Here is a 21,587-nt window from a genome sequence, read left to right as displayed (position 1 = left end):
TAATATTTAAAATTAAGCTTTGAAACAAAAAGTATAATGTACTCTTTGGCAACTGGCTGACATAGTTATACACCTTAGTCCCTATAGCTTTGCGTCCTTAAATTTCTTTAAGTTTGCCTATTTAATTTTACAATTTTAAAATAAATTCAAATATTTTAAATTTATTATCACTATTTTATCATAAAGATACATATTCATCCATATATTTTTATAATATTCTTACTATTTTTCTTCTTTTTTCTCATAATTTCAACCTATTATTTCCCCAGTTTAAGTAAATTATTTTAATTATCTCTTTATATTGACATTAACTAATTAGATAACTATAATATTATTTATAAATATTTTAATACGTTGAAGAGAAGAGTAAACTAAATTTCATTTTCAGAGAGAGATAAGCTTGGTGAAATTATCTTATTTGAATCTAGTTGAAGACCACCTCTGAGTGACTCTAATAAAGTCCGTTTAATATCACGTTACGATATATTAAGAGGTCTTATTATAGACAATTAAGGGTGGAACCGCGGGAAGTTTAGAACTTTTACTCTCGTCCCTTCTATTTATCATAGAAGGGATGAGAGTTTTTTTATTTTAAATTAAATTACGGAGGGAGTAATAAGTATGATTAAAATTACTTTAAAAGATGGATCAGTAAAAGAATTTGAAGCTGGTATTTCTGTTTTAGATATAGCTAAATCAATTAGTGAAGGCTTAGCTAGAAATGCTTGCTGTGGAATAATTAATGGAAAGGTTGTTGACTTACGTTATACAGTAAATGAAGATAGCGAACTTGCTATTTGCACATTTGACTCACAAGAAGGAAAAGATGCATTAAGACACAGTGTATCTCACGTTTTAGCTTATGCAGTTAAAAGATTATATCCAAATGCTAAATTAGCTATAGGACCTGCTATAAATGATGGTTTCTACTATGATTTTGATGTAGAAAACTCATTTAGTTCTGATGATTTAGTAAAAATAGAAGATGAAATGAGAAAAATAGTAAAAGAAAATCCTTCAATTGAAAGATTTGAATTACCAAGAGCTGAAGCTATAAAGCTTATGGAAGATGCTAACGAACCATATAAGGTTGAATTAATTAATGATTTAGGAGAAGATGAAGTTATTTCATTCTATAAAATGGGTGACTTTGTAGATTTATGCGCTGGTCCTCACCTAATTTCTTTAAAACCAGTTAAAGCTATTAAGCTTCTTAGAAGTGCAGGTGCTTACTGGAAAGGTGATGAAAAGAACAAAATGCTTTCAAGAGTATATGGAACTGCATTCTTAAAGAAAACTGATTTGGATGCTCATTTAGAAGCTTTAGAAGAAGCTAAAAAGAGAGACCATAATAAGTTAGGTAGAGAACTTAAAATCTTCACTACTGATGAAAAAGTAGGCCAAGGTTTACCTCTTATAATGCCTAAGGGTGCTAAGATTGTTCAACTTCTACAAAGATGGGTTGAAGATGAAGAAGAAAAGAGAGGCTATGTATTTACAAAAACTCCTTCAATGTCTAAGAATGACTTATTTAAAGTTTCAGGACACTGGGATCACTATAAAGATGGTATGTTTGTTTTAGGTGACGAGGAAAAAGACCCAGAAATCATGGCATTAAGACCAATGACTTGTCCTTTCCAATACACAATTTATAATGCAGAACAACACTCTTATAGAGAATTACCTATAAGATATGCTGAAACTTCTACTTTATATAGAAATGAAGCATCTGGAGAAATGCATGGATTAATTCGTATAAGACAATTTACTTTATCAGATGGACACATTGTTTGTAGACCAGATCAAGTTGAAGAAGAATTTAAGGGCTGTGTTGAATTAATAAATCATATAATGTCTACTTTAGGAATAGATGGAGATATATCATTTAGATTCTCTAAGTGGGATCCAAACAATACTGATAAATATATAAACAATCCAGAAGCTTGGGAAGAAACTCAAGTATTAATGAAAGGTATCTTAGATCACCTTGGAATTGATTATGTTGAAGCTGAAGGTGAAGCTGCATTCTATGGACCAAAGCTTGATATCCAATTTAAGAATGTTCATGGAAAAGAAGATACAATAATAACTATCCAAATTGACTTTGCTCTTGCAGAAAGATTTGATATGACTTATATAGACAAAGATGGTAACAAAAAACGTCCATATATAATTCATAGATCATCAATTGGATGTTATGAAAGAACTTTAGCTATGCTTATTGAAAAATATGCTGGTGCATTCCCAACTTGGCTTGCTCCAACTCAAGCAATAGTTCTTCCTATTTCTGATAAATATAATGACTATGCTGAATCAATAGTTAAAGACTTCAAAAATTCAGGAATAAGAATTTCTGCAGACTATAGAGCAGAAAAAATCGGTTATAAGATTAGAGAAGCTAGACTTGAAAGAATACCTTACATCCTAGTTGTTGGTGAAAAAGAAGCTGCTAACAATGAAGCTTCAGTAAGAAGCAGAAAGAACGGAGAAGAAGGTGCAATTTCAGTTTCTGAATTAAAGAACAGATTAATTCTTGAAATAGCTAATAAAGATAAATAATCAATGTATAATTTATAATATAGAATGTAGAATGGTGAAAAAAAATCCTCTGGTCGGATTTTTAGAAATTAAATGTTTTTAGAAGAGAATCCTGAAAAATTTTAAATTTTTCAGGATTCTCTTTATTTATAATGATTTTTTAGTTATGAACTTCTTTTATTCACTTAATATTCTTTCATTGCATATTTTTATTATATTTCCTATAAACTATCTCTCATATTTATATTTTTTATGAATCACTACTCCTTGTCTAATTCCCTTATAACTCTACATGGGTTACCAACCGCTAGTACATTATCTGGAATACTCTTAGTTACAACACTACCAGATCCAATAACTGAATTTTCTCCAATTCTTACACCTGGATTAATAGTACTTCCCCCTCCTATCCATACTCCATCACATATTTCTACTGGGTCCGCATATTCTAAATTTTCCATTCTCTCCTTAGGTGAAAGTGCATGATTAGCTGTAAATATATTTACATTAGGCCCAATCATAACATTTTTTCCTATAGTTACTCTGCCACAATCTAATATTGTACAATTGTAATTTGCAAATGAATTTTCTCCCCAATAGATATTGTAGCCATAAGCACATCTAAAAGGTTGCTCTATGAAGAACTCTTTCGGTGCATAACCAAATAATCCTCTAAGTAAGTCCATTCTCTTTTCAACCTCCTTTGGATGTAGTGAATTGTATTCAAACATAATTTCATTAGCATGTTGTCTATCATTAAACAATTCATCTCCTAAAGAAACATACCAATCTCCCCTTAGCATCTTTTCCTTTTCAGTCATAATATCCTCTCCCAACCATAAATATCATATTTATTTATATAAAATACATCTTATAATCATATTACTATTTTTAAACTGATAAATCACTTTATATAAAAATAAAAAAAGCCTTTACTAAAAGGCTTTTACTTATTTTCTTCAATAAGCTTTTTCATCTTATTTTGAAGTAACCATATTTTCTTTTGCTTTCTATTATAAGCAACCATCTTATCCTTATTATTAGCACTAGATTCTAATTGCTTCGTAGTTTTTTCTTCATACATCTTTAAAGCTTCATTAAGAATTTGAAGTTCCTCTTTATTAAACATAAATACACTCCTTACATCAATGTAAATTAGTTTACTAAGTCTTAATTATCATGTTCTATTATATTTTATAAAGAGTTTCTTTGCAATTATCCCTATTAATCTTTAAATAATGAACAACAGCAAATATTAAATTATTTATTTACAAGCCAAAATATACTCTACTTAATTTAAATCTTATGGATAATATCACAATCCATAATACAGATAAAAAGCTAACTAAACTTGTAAACTTTAATACAAAACTTTCATTTTTATTCTATAATTTATCCTTTTCTTAAATTAGGATAATGCTACATCTAAAATCATCATAATTACAAATCCTATAGAAAAAGCTATTGCACTAATATCCGAAAAATTATCTTCTGCTGCTTCTGGTATTAATTCCTCTACCACAACAAAAATCATAGCTCCTGCAGCAAATGAAAGAAGATATGGCATCATTGGAGTAATAACACTTGAAAATATTATTGTAAGTACTGCTGCTATTGGTTCTACTATTCCAGATAAAACCCCATAAATAAAAGATTTATTTTTACTTAATCCTTCACTTTTAAGCGGCATTGATATTATTGCCCCTTCTGGAAAGTTTTGAATTGCTATTCCTATAGAAAGAGCAAGTGCTGATGCAAGAGTTATCCCTCCCCCTTGATTCATAACTGTTGCAAAAACAATTCCTATTGCCATCCCCTCTGGAATATTATGAATTACTACTGACAGTACAAGTTTTGTAGTTTTACTTAATTTATATTTCTTTGTTCCTTCTTCATTTCTACTATCTACGTGCATATGTGGAATTATTTTATCCAAAGAATATAAAAATAAAATTCCTGCAAGTACTCCTACTGCTGCCGGAATAAACGATAATTTCCCCATGCCTTGAGACATATCTATAGAAGGTATAATTAATGACCATACAGCTGCTGCCATCATAACTCCTGATGCAAAACCAAGAAGTATTTTATTAACCATTTTATTCATTTCTTTTTTCATTGTATAAACACACGCCGCACCTAGAGACGTTCCTAAAAATGGTATTAATATACCAATTAAAATATTCATTTCCACTCCTCCTGTATAAATATTATTTTATCTATTAATTAACTAACTCATAATATCTTTCCTTAATGCTTTCTATCAAACTCTTTCTCCCATATCATTAAGCAATTATTTAATCTTCCAACCCATAATCTGTGGCTTGACTTTTTTATGTCTAATTTCAATTTGCTTTACTTCATCTATATAAGCTTGTTTATTTTACTTTCTAATATAATTATCATTATTTATAATTTATAGCTTGGTCATTATTTACCGCTTGGTCATTATTTTTGTTATTAGTTTCATTTTCTATCTTATCTTAAGAAACTAAATTCCATTTATTATTAAAATGCCCTTCTTTTTTCACCTATCACATTTCTACAAGCAACTATAAATAATATTTATATACCTAAAATACAAGTCATACTTTTAATGAACTCGCTATATAATTGATTACCTACTAATATTTATTATACCCAAGTATATTTTAACATATTTCCACTTAATATATTTTATTTAATTTGCATATTATTCTAAAAACTAAAACTAATAATTAAAAGCTACTATTTTCTAAAATCAATTTAAAATAGTAGCTTTTAACAAAAATATTATTACTTATTAAATCTTTAATTATTTATTATTAACCGTTAATTGAATCTAGTGCCTGTTCAAAATCTGCAATTATATCTCTTATATCCTCAACTCCAATTGAAACTCTCATTAAATCTGGTGTTACTCCACTTGCTATTTGTTCTTCCTTCGATAATTGACTATGTGTAGTGGTTGCTGGATGTAAAATACAGCTTCTAACATCTCCTAAAGTGACTACTAATGCTACTAAATTTAATGATTTTGTAAATTTCTTTGCTGCCTCTATATCTCCCTTTATTCCAAAAGTTAATAATCCACTTCCTCCACCATTTAAATACTTTTTTGCTCTATCGTATTGTGAGCTAGTTTCAAGATATGGATAGTTAACCCAATTTATTTTAGGATGTTTTTCTAACCATTTTGCTAACTCTAAAGCATTTTGTGAGTGTCTTTCCATTCTTAAATGAAGAGTTTCTAACCCTAAATTAGTTAAATAAGCATTAAATGGACTTTGACATGCCCCAATATCTCGTCCTAATGTAACTCTTAGCTTTGTTATATATGCTGCATTGCCAAATGATTCTACATATTTTAATCCATGATAACTTGGATCTGGTAATGTAAATTCTTCAAAATTTCCATTTGCCCAATCAAAGTTTCCTCCATCAACTACTATTCCTCCAATGCTTTGTGCATGTCCATCTGCATATTTTGTAGTTGAATGTACTACAATATTTGCTCCATGGTCAAATGGATTGCATAAGTATGGGGTTCCTACAGTATTATCCACTATAAATGGAATCTTTAATTCCTTTGCGACCTCTGAAAACTTCTCAAAATCTAATATATTTAGTCCTGGATTACCAATTGTCTCCCCATATATTGCTTTAGTATTTTCATTTGCACATGAAATAATTTCTTCTTTACTTGCTTCTGGGTCAACAAATGTTACCTCTATCCCCATTTTTTTAAGATTAACTGTAAATAAATTAACTGTTCCACCATATAAAGATGATGCTGATATTATATGATCCCCAACCTTACATATATTTAATATTGAATATAATACTGCAGCTTGCCCTGAGGATGCAGCTACTGCTCCAACTCCTCCTTGAAGTTTAGCAAACTTCTCTTCCAATGCACAAACTGTAGGATTAGATATTCTACTATATAAATGCCCCTCTGCTTCTAAGTTAAATAGATTTTCTAAGTTATCTGGATCATCATACTTATAAGTTGCACTTTGAAATATTGGTAATACCCTAGGTTCCCCAGCCTTTGGTATATATCCTCCTTGAATGCATATTGTTCCCTTTTTCCACTTTCCTACCATATTGAAATCCCCCTTTTAATATTATTGCTTATTGCTTTTTATAAAATAAAAAAAGTTACTTCAAAATAAGAAGCAACCTAAATATACTAAACTATTCACTAATACGATTAATGAAACACCTCATTTGCCAAGCATCAGCTTGCAGGATTTAGCACCACACTAATTTATAAATAATTTTATACTCAGTAGGTTGCTAGGCTTCACAGGGCCAGTCCCTCCACCATTCTTAATAAAGTCTTTTTTATTTAATTATAATATATTATACACTACATTTTCCAAATTTCAACCATTATTTGTATTTTTTATAATTCTAGTATTCGTGATTATATAGTCTACTTTAATATCATGTGCTTCACATTCTATTTTATCAACTACTTGTAAATCATATGCTAATGCTATCTTATTTTCTTTAGATTTTATCTCATTTAAATATCTATCGTAATATCCTCCACCATATCCTATTCTGTTACACTCATTATCAAAAACAACCCCAGGTACTACTATTAAATCTATATTTTCTTTTTCAATATAATCAGAATCATCTATTGGTTCTAAAATTCCCATTGAGTTTTTCTTTAACTCATCAAAAGAATTTAATTTTATTGCCTTCATAGATTTCTCATCTTTATATACTTTAGGAATAAAAACGTTCTTTCTATCTTCAAAAGCCTTTTCTATTATATTTATTGTATTTATTTCATTGCTAAAACTTATGTAAATAAATATATTACTAGCTTTTTTATATAGTTCTGTATTTATTAACTCATTAAATATCTTAGTATCCATTATCTCTTTTTTACTGTTATCTAGTGAATCTCTTATTTCTAAAATTTTATTTCTTAAAACTCTCTTTTCTTCTTTATTCATAATTCTCTCCTAAATATATTTTTAGCTACTTTGTTATATTTTGCGAATTAAACTTAATTACATTTATTAACTTTACGATTTTTATACTAAGTTCAGCTAGCTTCACTAAATATTCAATGCCTGCACAGCTATTTATCTTATGGAACATATCTAGTTTATCGTATCCCTTATATTAGCAATTTATATTTATTATGTCTCTTAATATAGATGCAGCTGCATTTGTTGTTCCTGATGCACCACCAATTACACTAATGTCCCCTAAAGTATCAGTCTTATAAAGCACACCTTTATTTTTACCATCTACAAAATATAAAGGATGACTTTTATCTATTATCTCAGGTTTTACGTATGCTTTTATTTTATTATTTTCTTTATATACTCGCCCTATTAACTTAATTTTATTATCTTTATTCTTTTCATTTATTATTAAGTGTTTACCTAACAAACTTATTCCTTCTATTTCAATATCATCAATGGTTAAGCAAGAATTCATAATAACATTGGCTAATATTAAAATTTTTGATGCAGTATCATATCCCTCTACATCTAACTTATAATTTGCTTCTGCTATTCCTAAACATATTGCTTTGTTCAATGCTCCACTATAATCAACTTCATTTTCATACATTTCAGTTAAAATATAATTACTTGTCCCGTTTAAAATCCCTTCAATAGATAATACTTCTGCTCCAGCTATATCAAATGTTCCAACATTTATAGATGGAAGTGCTCCACCAGTTGTACAGCCTATACCAAGCTTTACATTATTTTTATCGGCTAACCTTTTTAAGTTATTATATTGTAAAAGTATTGGCCCCTTATTCCCTGTTACTACATTAATAGAGTTTTTTAAGGCTAAACTTATATGAGTTAAACCAGGTTCACCTGTTTCTATATTAGTACTAGTCAATTCTACAAGTATATCTATATCTTTATTTTTTATTATTGTATTAATATTTATATCTTCCTTAAATTCAAAGTCTTCAATATTTAAATTGTAATTATTGTTTATAATTTCTTTTAAATTTATTCCTAAATTATTATAAATTCCACCATTACTTTTTATTATATATTTAACCTTTATATCAGTTCCTAGATTGTATAAATATTTCTTTTTATCATTTAATAGTTTTATTAAAGCCTTACTAACTCCACCAAAACCTATTATAGCTATTTCCATATTCTCTTCCCCCTTTATACTATTATAATATATTATTCGTTTTAGATAAAAAAATAGATATATACAAGTTTGCCTACTCCAAAGATTTACCTAGACATAATTAAACTTATACATATCTAACAAAAGATTTATTTTTAAACTAATTTATTAATATGTAAATATATTAATTTGATATTTCTGTGCTAAATATCCATTGTTTTTCCTTTATATCTCTTCCTTTAACAGTAACATTATTACCATTTACCTCAACATAAACGCCTTTAATATAATCAGTTTCTCTTTTGTAGCCTTTTTCTTCATTTGAATCTGGTATAATGGTGTAATGGACTGCACCTGTATTTACTATAGTAAAAGGTTTATTTAAAACTAAACTATTTTCATTTAAATTGCTATGAGTATGAGAGGCAAACATTATCACTTCCGGATATTGAGATAATATCTGTTTAATTTCTTCACTTTTATTAGTTCCAATCCATGAATTTTCTCCATAATCTAAGTGTTGGTGAAGAAATACAAATATCGGTTTTCCTTTTTTATAATTCTCAGCTAACTTTTCCTTAAACCATTCTAATTGTTCATCAGATATAGAGGCCGTTACTGAATTTATAGTTTCAGAATTGCCATCTTCAGACCCTAATGATATAAAATGATATACATTCACCCATTTATCATGATATACTTTTTCTTCTCCTGAGAATTTCAAATATTTATTTATAAAGCTTTGAACCTGCTCATTAGAATTTGTTTCAATATTATAATCAAAAAATTCATGGTTCCCTATATTTTTTATAATTATTTCTGGTAACAAATCCTTATTTTTATTTAAAGTGTTTTGCATTGAATTATATTGTTCATCTAAGCCCTGATCAACAGCATCACCATTTAATACCAATGCATCCATCTTAGGATTTATAGTGTATAAGTCATTAATAGCTTCTTGAAGGTGATTAATATTTTCATGAACATCTCCTAAAACAGCAAAAGAGAGGTCCGCATTAGATGACGATGTTACTGTTGCAGCATCAAACTTAAATTTAGACTCATTAATATATATGGCATATATTGCTCCTAAAAGAATTACTGTGATTGTAATAATAATTAATTTAAATCTTTTCATTTTAATCACCTCTTACTTTAAAGTTAAGTCTAAAATACTAATTAAATCTATTTTTTTCTAAAAACTTTATAATATTCATATGTACAATTTAAAATTTCAAACTCTAAATAAACATAACATTTGCATATTTAATTTAACATTTATTTCCTAAAATGTCTAATACCTAAATTAAATATATTTTTTAAAAGATTACGTATTTATTTAAATTTACTATGTTAATTTTTTTCTATAAATAAAAAAATCGTTAATTCTATTTATAAGAATTAACGATTTTATATTTTAATTAAAAACTATATACACTAAATATTAATCTATATCTAAGATGTTTTTAATTTCATTCTTGTATGCATCTGCTTTAGCCCCAAATATAGCTTGAATTCCGTTACCAACTTCAACTACACCAGCTGCACCTAAAGCTTTTAATTCATCTTTATTTACGTTAGCTTTATCTTTAACTTCAACTCTTAATCTAGTTATACAAGCATCAACGCTAACTATATTTTCTTCTCCACCTAAAGCTGCTAAAACTGCTGGAGCTTTTTCAACTATTTCATTGTTCTTTCCAGCTTTCTTGTTGCCAGACTTTTCATTTATATCAGCTTGAGGAATACCTGCTTTTTCTTGATAATCAGCTTTTGAATAAAGCTTAACTTCTTCTTCGCTTTCATCTCTACCTGGAGTCTTTAAGTTAAACTTCTTAATTAAGAATAAGAATAAGAAGTAGTAAACTACTGCATAAACTATACCAACTAAGATTAATCTTAACCAATGAGTAGGAACTCCTGCTCCTGCTGGTAATAATCCGAATAATGTAAAGTCTATTAATCCACCTGAGAATGTCATACCAATAAATACATTAAGTATATCCATTAACATGAATGATAAACCAGCTAATACACAGTGAACTCCATATAATACTGGTGCAACGAATAAGAATGTAAATTCGATTGGTTCAGTAATACCAGTAAGTAATGCTGTAACTGCAGCTGATGCTAATAATGAACCAACAGCTTTTTTCTTGCTTGGAGCTGCTGTCTTATACATAGCTAAAGCTGCTGCTGGAAGACCAAACATCATGAATGGGAATTTACCAGCCATAAATCTTGTAGTACCTGCAACTACTGTTGACATATCTGCTGTTGAAGCTCCAACTAAGCTACTCATGCTTGATAATTGAGCAAAGTAAGCTGTATTAGCTCCTGCAACTGTTTGCCATGCACCATCTACTAATATTTGTCCTTCAACGAATGAACCATACCAGAATGGTGTATAGAATACGTGGTGTAATCCAAATGGAATTAATGCTCTTTCAATAACTCCATAGAAGAATGTTCCGATAGCACCTGCATTTCTAACTAATTCTGAAAGCACTCCTATACCATTTTGAACTACTGGCCAAATAAATGCTAATAAAGCACCAACTATTGCCATAGCTAAAGAAGTTACTATTGGTACAAATCTTGATCCTGAGAAGAATCCAATAACTTGTGGTAATTGTATTGTATGATATTTATTGTGTAATATTGCTGTAACTATACCTGTGATGATACCACCAAACACTGACATATTTAATGTAAATATACCTAAGTTAGTAGTAACATAAGTACCATATTCACCAACTGCATCTGGAGTAACTACTCCTAATTGAGTTAATCCTAATGCTAACATTGAAGATATAACTTGGTTCATAACTATGAAACCAAATATTGAAGCTAATCCTGCAGTTCCCTTATCTTTTTTAGCAAGTCCAACCGCAACACCTACTGCAAATAGTAAAGGTAGGTTTCCAAATATAATATCCCCTACGTTTTTCATTATTGTTAATATTGCTGTAACTACAGGAATATTAACAAATGCTATTAATGGTTGATATACTGCTGGTGGATTAGATAATCCTGATATACCTAATAAAGCACCACCAACGCCTAGTAAAATCCCTGCAATTGGTAAAGCTGCTATTGGAAGCATGATAGCTTTACCGATTCTTTGTAATTGTTGTAGCATCTTATAATTCCTCCTTAATTTATATAATAAAATAAATTACTACAGTAGTATGTGTTACTTCCAACTTATTATTGCCATATATTTATTTAGTTATGAATAATTTTAAAAATAGTATAAAAAAAAATAAAAAAAGGACCAAAACCTTATAGATATAGCTATATCTATAATATTCCTAGTCCTTGCCTGCATAACCAGTAACACACTACGTATTTAATTATGTAATTATAATATCATATTTAAATTTAAATGTAAATGTTTTTTTAATTTTTTATCATTTTATTTTTTTCTATTAATTTGTTAATTATACTATTTAGTAACTTATATTGATTCAAATCTTTAGTTTGTCTATTCATAAAACCAACTCCTTGTTACTTTATTATTATAAATAATTTATAAATAAAACACTAACCTTATTATAAATTAAATTTTTTTCTTTTAGACAATTACACCTTGTAATCATTTACCAACTGTGAAATTCTTATATTTTCTTGTTCTTTCTATGATTTATAATTTTTAATTATATCAGCATGCTTACTTAATACTATATGCTCCATCCCCCACAATAATTCCAATTCTTATGTTATCTTATTAGTTATGATGTTTTAAAAAAAGTTTAAAATGGTTTTATACTTTATTATTAAATTAATTTTCTCCCATATGTTTAAATCTTCATAAACTTGGATATAAATTAAATGAGGTGATACTTTGGAAAATAACACTAAAAATGCAAGTTCTTTAAGAATAGATTTGTCAATTATTTTATTATTAACATCTTTTCTATTTTTCTTAATTTATTGTACTAGCTTATAATAAAATTTTATAAATACACAAGATAGTATGTAGATTTCAAAAATCTATTCATACTATTTTTTTATTCTACTTTTATATGTAAAATAAATAATAAAATCATCCTTATTATTAAAATTCAATAATATTTTACAAATTCTTAAATATTACTACTTCTTTAGAATTTTAACTGCAGTCATCTCTCTTAGTAATCCTATCAATACCTTAGTATTAATCCCTATTTTACTTATACAAATTTCAAAATGAATTTATTAACATTTTGTTAACATTCATAATTTTTACTGTATATTTATTAATTTTATATCATTATTAAATATTAATTATCAAATTTTTCTATGGATTTTATACGAATTTGATTGTATAATTATTAAAAAAATAATTGATTACAAATTTCGAAAGGATTCGATAAACATGGCTTTAATAGGAATATTAATAATAATTATAGGACTTGCATTAAAATTTAATACTATTGCTGTTGTAATTGTATCTGGATTAATAACTGGATTAGTTTCTGGTATGAGCTTTTCAGAAATCCTTACCACTTTAGGACAAACCTTTGTTCAAAAAAGAGAAATGTCTTTATTTTTACTGACTCTTCCTATTATAGGAATATGTGAAAGATATGGATTAAAAGAAAAAGCAACAATGCTTATAAAAAATGTAAAGGGCTTATCTACTGGGAAAATTATATCTGGATATTTATTTATTAGAGAAATATCTATTGCAATGGCTGTTAAACTTGGTGGACATCCTCAGTTTGTAAGACCTCTAATTAATCCAATGGCTCAAGGAGCTGCAATTTCAAAATATGGCGAATTAGATGAAGAAGATGAAGACTTAATAAAAGCTCACGCTGCTGCAGCTGATAACTATGGTAACTTCTTTGGACAAAATGTATTTTTAGCAAACTCAGGTGTTCTACTTATAGCTGGTACTCTAGAAACTTTAGGATATAATGTTGACACGTTACAAATTGCTAAAGCCTCAATTCCAATTGCTATAATAGCTTTCATTTTAGGAGTTATTCAAAACTATTATCTAGACAAAAAACTTGCTAAAAAATATAAAAATAGGTAGGTAAACTTTATGGATATTAATACTTTTTCAAATACATTATTGGAAATATTCTATATCATAGTAGGCTTATTCTTCCTACTTACTATGATGTTTACATTAAAAGATAAAAATCATAAAACTAAGTACGGTACTGCTCTTTTTTGGGGAATACTTGGAGTTATATTTATATTAGGTGAAGCACTTCCTTCAATTATAACTGGATTACTTATTGTTGTTATAGGTATATTAGCTGCATTTAATCAAATAAACATTGGAACAATCAAGCAATTAGATACAACTTTTGCAAACTTAAAAGCAAATGAAATAGGAATAAAAATATTTATTCCATCATTGATTATAGCCTTAGTTGCTTTAGTTATTGCCCAATTTACACCAATTTCAGGGGTAACTGCTATTGGTATTGCTGCAATGGTTGCTTTAATCTCAACATTCATAATAACAAAGGCTAAACCTAATGAATTTGTTGAAGATAGTAACAGAACATTTCAATCTGTAGGTGCTACTGCAATATTACCTCAACTTCTAGCTGCTCTTGGAACCTTATTTACTGCTGCTGGTGTTGGCGATATTATATCAAATATGATTTCAAGTGTTATTCCTGAAGGAAACATACTCCTTGGAATAAGTGCTTATTGTATAGGAATGGCTATATTTACAGCAATTATGGGAAATGCCTATGCAGCATTTTCAGTTATAACAGTTGGTATAGGAGTACCTTTTGTATTTGCTCAAGGTGGAAATCCTATAATTGCATCAACATTAGCTATGACTGCTGGTTTCTGCGGCACATTACTAACACCTATGGCTGCAAACTTTAATGTTTTGCCAGTAGCTTTATTAGAAACTAAAGATAAGAATGCTGTTATAAAAGCTCAAGCTGTATTTGCAATTGTATTACTTGCAATTCATATACCACTTATGTACTTCTTAGCATTTTAACTTTTAAAAGGAGGCTTTTTAAATGAAAATATTAATTACAGGGTTTGACCCATTTGGTGGAGAAAATATAAATCCAGCATTAGAAGCTGTAAAAAAATTACCTGATACCATTTTAGATAATGAAATAATAAAATTAGAAATTCCAACTGTATTTAGAAAATCTCTAGAAACAATTGAAGAAAATATAATAAAACATAATCCTGATGTTGTTATATCCGTTGGACAAGCTGGTGGAAGATTTGGAGTTACTCCTGAAAGAGTTGCAATTAATATAGATGATGCAAGAATAAAAGATAATGAAGATAATCAGCCAATTGATATATCTATTTTTGAAGACGGTGAAGCTGCTTACTTCTCAAACCTTCCTATAAAGTCAATGGTTAAAGAAATGGTGGACAATGGGATACCAGCTTCTGTATCTAATACAGCTGGAACTTTTGTATGCAATCATGTTATGTATGGGATATTATATTTAATTGATAAAAAGTATCCAAATATAAGAGGTGGATTTATACACGTTCCTTATATTCCAGCTCAAGTAACTACAAAGCCTAATATGCCATCCATGTCTATTGAAGATATATCTAAAGGATTAGAATTTAGTATCAAAGCTATCATAGAAAATTCATCAGATATAAAAACTGTAGGCGGAGCTATTTGCTAATGAGTAAAAAACTAAATATCTTCGTATATGGTAGTTTAAGAGAAGGCTTTTTTAACTATGATCTTTATTTAAAAGGAAAGATAAATTCTATAAGACCTGCTGAAATAAGCGGCTTTGAATTATATCATATGCCTTACAAGGGATATCCTGCCGTATTACCTGGAAAAAGCACTATAGTAGGTGAAGTTGTTGAGCTTATAAATTATGATTCAACACTTAAACCTATGGATGAGATGGAAGGCTTCTTAGGTGAAGGAAATCCAAATAATGAATACTCAAGAAAAGTTGTAAAAGTTAAATTAACTGATGATGAAAGCTTTGAAGATTGTTACTCTTATTTCTATAATAAGGATATAGATACAAAATTCCAAGATGAAGCTATTTATATTGAAAATGGTGATTGGAAGGAATACATGCTAAGTACTCAATAATCTATAAATAAAAAGTGCTGTTTATTATACTACTGTATTTGTCGTATTTGTTTCAAGTCGACATACGCATTAATAATCAGCACTTTTTATTACTATATATTATATCTTTCTAAAAAAAGTATATAAAGCACCAACTGAAGAAATCGCCCTAGCGTAGCTCGATATATTAAAAGAAAAATGGAATGACAAGTACTCAAGTGTAATTGATTCTTGGTATATAAATTTGGATAAATTATCAACATTCTTTGCTTTTAATAAACAAATACGAAAGATGATTTATACTACAAATAATTTAGAAGTAATAAATAGGCAGATAAGAAAATTTACAAAAACAAAAACCGTATTTTCAACGGACGATTCTTTAAGAAAATCATTATATTTGGTTACTGAAGTTATTATGCAAAAATGGACGTCGCCAATTTCTAATTGGGGGTTAATCTTGTCTCAATTTATAATAATGTTTGGATATAGATTAAATAATAATTAAATAATTTAAAGCTTGTACTTTTTCAAGCCTTAATTAAAATTAAACCGTTTTTGACTGAAACTAAAAGTATATAAAAACTTAGTATTATTATTTAAATAAAAAGATAAAAATATAACTGGAAATAAAACTTCCAGTTATATTAGTAAATTAAATTTATTATTTACACAAATTTTTAGATATTCTCAATTATTCTTATCAAGTTTCTTAAATGAAACTGAAAGCAACAACAAAGCACCGATTATTATTGCAATTGCCCATTGTAACTCTTTTATTTCTATTAACGCCAATGATGTAGCTAATATTAATAAAATAATGCTTGTAACTATTGCAAGTATATCTATCGTATTTTTTTCTCCTTTAACTCTCAATATAATTGTACAAATTTCGAGTACTATAACAGCACTCAATAGAATTATAAATAAACCATCTTTGATGTTCACATCTATCATATTTGATAAAATACCTAATATTAATGTATAAACGCCAATGAAATAATATGCGATATTTAACTTTTTAATCTCAACCGAATACCAATTCATTTTTGGCAATATAGCAATCCATATCCCTGAAAAAATCAATATAGAATTCATAATTTAAAACCCTTCCAAATTACTAATGTTGTTAAACATTAAATTACTGTTAAATATCCTAATCCACCACCAATAACAGTTTCCCCTAGAACTCCCCATCCAACAGGGGTAGTTCTTAATTCCAACATAATTCCATTTCCTGTTGCCTCACCAGCGATAACTGCTCCTGTTATACATAACCCTTAAAGGGTGCGTTTTAATTATTTAAATTCTTCATTCTTCCACTTTTTAATTGTAAATCCTTTAAAAACTCGTTGCATTCTTTTCTATTTTTAAATATGTATATCTGCTTGTCTTTTTCTTCTTGAAGAATATTGTAAAACTTATCTCTATGTTCCTTATTAAAATTCCATATCCACTTTAAAAATTCTAAATCAAATCTTTCAGGGCACCCATCTGCCATATCTGGACGAACTTTACCGTAACTAGATAAAACTCTTTTAATAACACCAAATAGACAAGTTATTCTTGAATAATCTAAATAGATTACAGTGTCACACATTCTTAATCTTTCCTTTATTGTTCTATCATAGTTGCCCTCTATTATCCATTTATCTTTTTTTAATTCTTCTTTAAGTAACGTATTAAACTCTTCCCTTGATATATTTACCCATCCTTCTTTCCAAAATATCTTATCAAGATGAACAACTGGTAAATTAATTTTCTTAGATAAGTTTCTAGCTAATGTAGATTTACCACTTCCCCCACATCCAATAATTATAACTTTATCCATATCTATTTATCTCCTGCGTATATTATAATATATTTATTTTGTATTCTCATTTTCTTCTATGCTGTTATCCATTACTTCTTTTAATTCCTCAACACTTCTAACATGATTGCCACAGTTATTTCCAAAATAAATTCCCTTCTTAATTGGTGCAATTAAATAACCAGCTACAACTCCTCCTAGAAAGCATGTTAAACATAATAATGTCTTTTCTTTATTTTTCATATAATTCCCCACCATCCTTTTATACACTAATATATTATTTTTCTATAATATATTTATATAATTATATCACGCAACTATACATTTTTATCCATATAATTTTGTGTTGTTAGCACTTTTATAATATAGCAAAAACTGATTTAACTATAAAAATTGAATGGAGCTGTCGCAAAAATACATTTAATATAAAATAGTTAGTATGCGCCAGCTCCACTTTATTTACTTCTTCTCAACAGGTATCCATATTTCACAAAAACAATTTGTATTATTCTCTTCTTTGTAAAATTCAAAATCAATATCATCTAACATGGTATATTCTGAACTTGGCAAAAATTCATTAAATATTCTATTCCACGTTTCACCTATACATTCTCCATTTTCACCTATACATTTAAAAACTCCCCACAATGTCGGTTCTACACTCCATACTGCAAATCCTTCTGGAATATTACCACCATCATATTTCATAGCAATTCCATAACCAAAATATTCACTTTCTTTAGATATAGGCTTACATACACCATAAATATCATGCTTTGATGTATTACTCTTTAATACATCAAACACTCCATTATTAGAACATTCATTCCAGAAATTAGGTATATCTTCGTTATCATCTTCTGAAATTGACTCAACTTTAAATTCTTTTACTTTTGCTAATAGTTTAAAACTTTCTTTTTTTACAATCTTATAATCCATTACTGTTCCACCTTCCAATGAAATTTTTATTACAAGGCGATTAAAAGATTTTAATTCCATTCCAGAACGTCTTGCTATATTAGGTGTAACCCCATGAAATCTCATAAATGCTTTTGAAAAACTCTCAGGTGAATCATACCCATACTTTAATGAAATATCTAAAACTTTAGCATCTGACATTGAAATTTCTTGTCCAGCCATAGATAATTTACGCTTTCTTAAATATTCGTTAGCTGTTATACCTGTAATCATGCTAAATAACCTATGAAAATGATAGTTTGACATATAAACATGTCTTGCTACGTCTTCATAATTAATATCTTCTAAAATATGACTTTCCATATAATCAATAGCTTTTTGAATACTTTGAATACAATCCATCTTTTTCTCACCTCTTATTTTCATTGTAAGGTATTGAAATTTATAATTCCTAGTTATGCTTGCTCGATTTTGTCCACCTAATATTTTTCATATAGAATACTATATCAACTAAAAATTTCTCTCATAATCTGTGATATCATAATTGGCTCATCTATTTATTCATTTCAGCAACAAAACTAATACTTTTTGCAGTCATTTCAACCCATGCTGGTCTAAAACCACTCTTCATTGCATTCCTAACAGATTTAATATTAGACCAAGCTGCACAATAGAAAGGAACTTTATCTCTTTTGATTACTTCTAGCGCCAATTTACTAGTCAACGCAGATGCAATTCCTTTCCTACGATAATCAGGTAATACATCTATACCAATTTGCCACATTGTATCGCAATCAGCAGAACATCCTGCTAACCCAACTAACTTATCTCCATCATAAGCTCCTACTCCTAGAATATCTAAGTGCTTATGCTTTTTGCATAAAGCATTGCTCCACTCTGCTGTATATAAGTTTTGAAAATCATTTTGATTTAAAATCTTCATTTCATAATCACATTTTACATTCTTAATTTCATTCATATCAGGTAAAAAATATTCTGCCATAAAACATATTTGCATTCCTCTTTTATATAGTTCATCATTAAGGACATACATATTAGGAGTTTCAAAACAATGTTCAATAGGAAATCTATTAATATAGCTTTCTACAATTTCAGCAATTTCCGAATCTACTGATGCCACAATATTATTTCCATAAGAAACTAAATTACAATAAAAAGGTAAATCCAAATATTTTCTAGCATCTTCATTTACAGATGATATAACAACTTTATTTTCACTTTTACAAAAATCCTCTGGTTCACAATTTTCATCTATAGCTGACTGTTGCATTGCTATAGCTAATAACTCTTTATTTGTCATTTTTGTTTTCTCCTTCAAAATATTGATTATATAGATACTTGTTCTTTATAGTAATTCTTTATTAATGAAGCATATTATTCTTCATTACATATCCATACTAATTTAAAATTATCTGAATTATAACATAATGAACCTTAACTTACAATAAAAGGAATATCCCTAAAATATGTTCTTCCTTAAAATACCATTTGCTAATTATTAAAAGAAAAAGTGCCTTCTATCAGGCACTTTTTAATATTCTATATTTTAACTTTAATTTATAGGAACACAAATTTCACATTTATGATTCTTCAGCATTTTATAAGCATATCTTTCAATTATAGGTCTTGAAATATCTATTTGATAACCTCGATTAAACAATACAGAAAATATTTCATTCCATGCTCTTTGGACTGCTTCTACTTTATGATCTATAGTACAAACAGCATATTTGCCCCCACTTGTTTTTCCCATTTTTATATGCTCATCATTTATTTTAATATCATCTAAAATTTCTAAACATGTATTATATCTGCACTTTTCCGATTTAGTTTCTTCAGGGTTGTCCTGTGTAATCCAAGAACTATGGCCTCGTCATCAAGTAAATTTTCATTTCTAGCAAAAGTTTTTATTTCCTCCATTACTTGCATATTATCTTCTCCATAAGGCCCAACTTGCCTTATATACGCAATACTATAAGATGGTAAAATTTCAAACTTCATTTCCATAAAATCACTTACCTCTCTAAAATATGACCGGTCTACAATCAATGTAACATACTTTAAAATGGAAATCAAAGCAACTTTTAAAATTGTTTTTATCCAATTCTCTTTTCTTCTAATTTCTTTGCTTTTTTATATGCATTACTAAGAAACTCTTGCATTGATAGATCCTCATATCCCCAATTCATAGGCTCTAAAGTAGTTGCGCCCTTATAACCACTTCCTTCTATTTCCCCCATAACTCTCTCCCAATTTATATTCCCATCAAACGGTAGCTGATGTTGACCTCTAACTCCTCCATTATCATGAAGATGCATTGCCATTAAACGTTTTCCATATTTACCTAACAAATCTCTTTCACTATAATAATTTTCATGATGGCAACTATCATAACAGAATCCTATTTTATTGGAATCAATAGAATCTAGTACACGAGTCACGTTATCAATATTCCTCAAGTTTTCCATAGCAACATTAATGTTAAGTTTCTCTGCCTTTTCCACTATTCTTTTAATTCTTTCCATTCCTAATTCATTAATTGGATATTTATCGTCAGGCAAGTGTACTACCATAGTTGGTATATCAAATTCTGCACAATCTTTAATGCATTGTAAATAACACTTAATTAGCCCTTCTCCATCCAAATTATCAAGTGAAAGCTTATTTTGTTCTTGCACAGGCGTATGAATATTTTCTATAATCAATCCTGCATTTCTAGCATACTGCACACCATCTCGATAATCAGCTCCACGTCCAAATCCATTACTCCACCATAGTAACACGCCATCAAAACCTGCTGCTTTTATTAGTTTGTATCTATCCTCAATTGGAACTTCATATCCAAACCAATCATATATACTTATCATCACTATTATCCCCCACTAACTCAAAATCTCAATATACATTGTTTATAAATACACTGTATACTTTTTTATTTTTATCTTATCATCCTCACCTTAATCTTGCAATAAATGGAATTTGCGTTTTTGATTTAATTCTAGTATGTTATAATTAATCTAAATAACATTGGAGATGATTTAATGGAAAATAAAATAGATAAACTATCTCAAATACTTAAGGAAAGTAATAATATAGTTTTCTTTGGAGGAGCTGGGGCGATCACTTATTCTAGGAACAAAGTCCTTA

Annotated in this window: 21 protein-coding genes, 2 pseudogenes, 2 riboswitches and 1 other annotated feature; of the genes and pseudogenes, 7 read left to right on the top strand and 16 right to left on the bottom strand. The window is 28.4% G+C overall.

What is annotated here, in order from left to right; all coding sequences use genetic code 11:
* Positions 1-44: 44 nt before the first annotated feature.
* Positions 45-128, bottom strand: a riboswitch (cyclic di-GMP riboswitch).
* Positions 129-345: 217 nt separating this feature from the next.
* Positions 346-558, top strand: a binding site (T-box leader).
* A gap of 63 nt (positions 559-621) precedes the next feature.
* Positions 622-2,559 (top strand): threonine--tRNA ligase, encoded by a 1,938-nt coding sequence (gene thrS, locus NSA50_RS05360; RefSeq protein WP_195429966.1) that lies wholly within the window; start codon positions 622-624, stop codon positions 2,557-2,559.
* Between the two features lie 239 nt (positions 2,560-2,798).
* Here thrS and NSA50_RS05355 read toward each other — a convergent pair whose 3' ends face one another.
* The 8 genes from NSA50_RS05355 to NSA50_RS05320 form a co-directional block, all read right to left on the bottom strand.
* On the bottom strand, positions 2,799-3,359 hold the full coding sequence (locus NSA50_RS05355) for a sugar O-acetyltransferase (RefSeq protein ID WP_195429967.1): 561 nt from the start codon (positions 3,357-3,359) through the stop codon (positions 2,799-2,801).
* Between the two features lie 125 nt (positions 3,360-3,484).
* Positions 3,485-3,667, bottom strand: coding sequence for a hypothetical protein (locus NSA50_RS05350; protein WP_195429968.1), 183 nt, complete (start codon positions 3,665-3,667; stop codon positions 3,485-3,487).
* 279 nt (positions 3,668-3,946) lie between these two features.
* Positions 3,947-4,726 carry a ZIP family metal transporter gene (locus NSA50_RS05345; protein WP_257443538.1) on the bottom strand — a complete coding sequence of 260 codons (780 nt, stop codon included), beginning with the start codon at positions 4,724-4,726 and terminating at the stop codon, positions 3,947-3,949.
* A gap of 616 nt (positions 4,727-5,342) precedes the next feature.
* Positions 5,343-6,626, bottom strand: coding sequence for an O-acetylhomoserine aminocarboxypropyltransferase/cysteine synthase family protein (locus tag NSA50_RS05340; protein ID WP_195266100.1), 1,284 nt, complete (start codon positions 6,624-6,626; stop codon positions 5,343-5,345).
* A 117-nt stretch (positions 6,627-6,743) separates the two neighbouring features.
* Positions 6,744-6,862, bottom strand: a riboswitch (SAM riboswitch).
* A gap of 46 nt (positions 6,863-6,908) precedes the next feature.
* Positions 6,909-7,493, bottom strand: coding sequence for a 5-formyltetrahydrofolate cyclo-ligase (locus tag NSA50_RS05335; RefSeq protein ID WP_195429971.1), 585 nt, complete (start codon positions 7,491-7,493; stop codon positions 6,909-6,911).
* A 172-nt stretch (positions 7,494-7,665) separates the two neighbouring features.
* On the bottom strand, positions 7,666-8,673 hold the full coding sequence (locus NSA50_RS05330; RefSeq protein ID WP_257443534.1) for a homoserine dehydrogenase: 1,008 nt from the start codon (positions 8,671-8,673) through the stop codon (positions 7,666-7,668).
* 163 nt (positions 8,674-8,836) lie between these two features.
* Positions 8,837-9,790: a metallophosphoesterase family protein gene (locus tag NSA50_RS05325; protein WP_257443532.1), complete on the bottom strand. Its 954-nt coding sequence runs from the start codon at positions 9,788-9,790 to the stop codon at positions 8,837-8,839.
* Between the two features lie 306 nt (positions 9,791-10,096).
* Positions 10,097-11,794, bottom strand: coding sequence for a PTS transporter subunit EIIC (locus NSA50_RS05320; RefSeq protein WP_195266108.1), 1,698 nt, complete (start codon positions 11,792-11,794; stop codon positions 10,097-10,099).
* A 1,218-nt stretch (positions 11,795-13,012) separates the two neighbouring features.
* Between NSA50_RS05320 and NSA50_RS05315 the strand changes: the two genes are divergently transcribed.
* The 5 genes and pseudogenes from NSA50_RS05315 to NSA50_RS05295 form a co-directional block, all read left to right on the top strand.
* Positions 13,013-13,678 (top strand): DUF969 domain-containing protein, encoded by a 666-nt coding sequence (locus NSA50_RS05315; protein ID WP_257443530.1) that lies wholly within the window; start codon positions 13,013-13,015, stop codon positions 13,676-13,678.
* Positions 13,679-13,687: 9 nt separating this feature from the next.
* Positions 13,688-14,617, top strand: a complete 930-nt coding sequence (locus NSA50_RS05310) for a DUF979 domain-containing protein (RefSeq protein ID WP_195429977.1) — start codon at positions 13,688-13,690, stop codon at positions 14,615-14,617.
* 22 nt (positions 14,618-14,639) lie between these two features.
* A complete protein-coding gene (gene pcp, locus NSA50_RS05305; RefSeq protein WP_257443527.1) occupies positions 14,640-15,281 on the top strand; it encodes a pyroglutamyl-peptidase I in 642 nt (213 codons plus the stop codon).
* Positions 15,281-15,712, top strand: coding sequence for a gamma-glutamylcyclotransferase family protein (locus NSA50_RS05300; RefSeq protein ID WP_257443525.1), 432 nt, complete (start codon positions 15,281-15,283; stop codon positions 15,710-15,712). Before pcp ends, NSA50_RS05300 begins: the two co-directional genes overlap by 1 nt.
* A 109-nt stretch (positions 15,713-15,821) precedes the next feature.
* Positions 15,822-16,199, top strand: a pseudogene (locus NSA50_RS05295) (transposase); the annotation flags it as partial.
* A 182-nt stretch (positions 16,200-16,381) separates the two neighbouring features.
* Here NSA50_RS05295 and NSA50_RS05290 read toward each other — a convergent pair.
* From NSA50_RS05290 to NSA50_RS05260, 8 genes are all read right to left on the bottom strand, one after another.
* On the bottom strand, positions 16,382-16,789 hold the full coding sequence (locus NSA50_RS05290; protein WP_257443522.1) for a hypothetical protein: 408 nt from the start codon (positions 16,787-16,789) through the stop codon (positions 16,382-16,384).
* A 196-nt stretch (positions 16,790-16,985) separates the two neighbouring features.
* Positions 16,986-17,522: a DNA topology modulation protein gene (locus tag NSA50_RS05285; RefSeq protein WP_257443520.1), complete on the bottom strand. Its 537-nt coding sequence runs from the start codon at positions 17,520-17,522 to the stop codon at positions 16,986-16,988.
* Between the two features lie 33 nt (positions 17,523-17,555).
* A complete protein-coding gene (locus tag NSA50_RS05280; protein ID WP_257443518.1) occupies positions 17,556-17,744 on the bottom strand; it encodes a hypothetical protein in 189 nt (62 codons plus the stop codon).
* 216 nt (positions 17,745-17,960) lie between these two features.
* Complete coding sequence (locus NSA50_RS05275; RefSeq protein ID WP_257443516.1) at positions 17,961-18,821, bottom strand: AraC family transcriptional regulator; 861 nt, start codon at positions 18,819-18,821, stop codon at positions 17,961-17,963.
* Between the two features lie 151 nt (positions 18,822-18,972).
* Complete coding sequence (locus NSA50_RS05270) at positions 18,973-19,740, bottom strand: GNAT family N-acetyltransferase (protein ID WP_257443514.1); 768 nt, start codon at positions 19,738-19,740, stop codon at positions 18,973-18,975.
* Between the two features lie 252 nt (positions 19,741-19,992).
* On the bottom strand, positions 19,993-20,295 hold the full coding sequence (locus NSA50_RS19725; protein WP_308463891.1) for a GyrI-like domain-containing protein: 303 nt from the start codon (positions 20,293-20,295) through the stop codon (positions 19,993-19,995).
* Entirely contained in the window at positions 20,235-20,516 is a 282-nt protein-coding gene (locus NSA50_RS19720; RefSeq protein WP_306813904.1) for a hypothetical protein, read from the bottom strand. The genes NSA50_RS19725 and NSA50_RS19720 overlap by 61 nt, the downstream gene beginning before the upstream one ends.
* Positions 20,517-20,536: 20 nt before the next feature.
* A complete protein-coding gene (locus NSA50_RS05260) occupies positions 20,537-21,307 on the bottom strand; it encodes a sugar phosphate isomerase/epimerase family protein (RefSeq protein WP_257443511.1) in 771 nt (256 codons plus the stop codon).
* A gap of 174 nt (positions 21,308-21,481) precedes the next feature.
* On the opposite strand from NSA50_RS05260, the pseudogene NSA50_RS19915 reads away from it, so the two are divergent.
* Positions 21,482-21,571: pseudogene (locus NSA50_RS19915) on the top strand (NAD-dependent protein deacylase); the annotation flags it as partial.
* Between the last annotated feature and the right edge of the window lie 16 nt (positions 21,572-21,587).

This window comes from Clostridium mucosae (assembly GCF_024622765.1).
Lineage (GTDB): Bacteria > Bacillota > Clostridia > Clostridiales > Clostridiaceae > Clostridium.
This window is presented reverse-complemented; position numbering and strand designations above follow the sequence as displayed.